This window comes from Hymenobacter plasmatis, from assembly GCF_020711255.1.
In the GTDB taxonomy this organism is placed as follows: domain Bacteria; phylum Bacteroidota; class Bacteroidia; order Cytophagales; family Hymenobacteraceae; genus Hymenobacter.
In genome coordinates this window covers 1-867 of the sequence record NZ_JAJFAW010000063.1, presented here as the reverse complement: position 1 = coordinate 867, position 867 = coordinate 1, and the positions used below count along the sequence as shown (strand labels likewise).

Annotated in this window: 1 protein-coding gene; it reads right to left on the bottom strand. The window is 63.3% G+C overall.

From position 1 onward, the window contains the following. Positions 1–13: 13 nt before the first annotated feature. Positions 14–829 (bottom strand): IS5 family transposase, encoded by an 816-nt coding sequence (locus LJ738_RS21135; protein ID WP_227788340.1) that lies wholly within the window; start codon positions 827–829, stop codon positions 14–16. Between the last annotated feature and the right edge of the window lie 38 nt (positions 830–867).

Sequence of the window (867 nt, the reverse complement as noted above, 5' to 3'; positions counted from 1 at the left end):
CCACTAGACGGTGTTATGCACCTGCAAGTAAATTAAGGGTCGCCGCTTTGGTGAGCATGAGTCCAGCAAAGGCCAGGTAGTGGAGCTGCTGCAAGCTCACGGCGAGCCGCTCGTAATCGCGGGCCAGGCGCTTATAGCGGGCACTCCAGCTCAGGCTGCGCTCGACGACCCAGCGGCGGGGCAGCAGCACAAAGCCGCGTTTGGCTTGCCCCAGCTTGACCACCTGCAGGTTAATTCCGTGCGCTTCGGCGGCTTGGGCCGGGTCTTGGCCGGTGTAGCCTTGGTCAGCATAGGCCAGCGTAACGCTTTGCCCCGAGGCCACTTGCACTTCTTCGGCCAAGGCGCCGACCTGGGCCCGGTCCTGTTCGTTGGCCGGCGTGACGACCGCGGCCAGCAGGTGACCCAAGGTGTCGACGGCCACGTGCACCTTGCTGCCCTTGCGCCGTTTAGCCCCGTCGTAGCCCGCCCGGTGCCCGCTTTCGGGCGTGCTCTGCAGCGTACGCGAATCAAAAATCACGGCGCTCGGGTCCGCGGGCCGGGCTTCGTTCAAGCGCAGCACCTGGCGCAAATCGTCGGTCAGGGCTTCAAAGACGCGGGCATCGCGCCAGCGGGCCCATTGCTGGTAGCACGTGGCCCAAGGCGGTAAATCGTGGGGCAGGTAGCGCCAGGTGCAGCCTGTGCGCACCACGTAGCGCAAGGCGTTAAACAACTCGCGTAGTGGATGCTGGCGCTGGCCCGCGTCTTCGCGAACCAAGAGTAAATACGGGAGTAAAAAGCTCCATTCGTCGTTGGTGACGTCGCTGGGATAGGCGCGGCGGGTAACTTCCATACCCGCTAATTTCGCTCACAAGTTCATAACACCGTCTA

Bases quoted from the DNA above. Each gene is read 5' to 3' on its own strand.
- LJ738_RS21135 (WP_227788340.1), bottom strand. From the start codon at position 829: ATGGAAGTTACCCGCCGCGCCTATCCCAGCGACGTCACCAACGACGAA.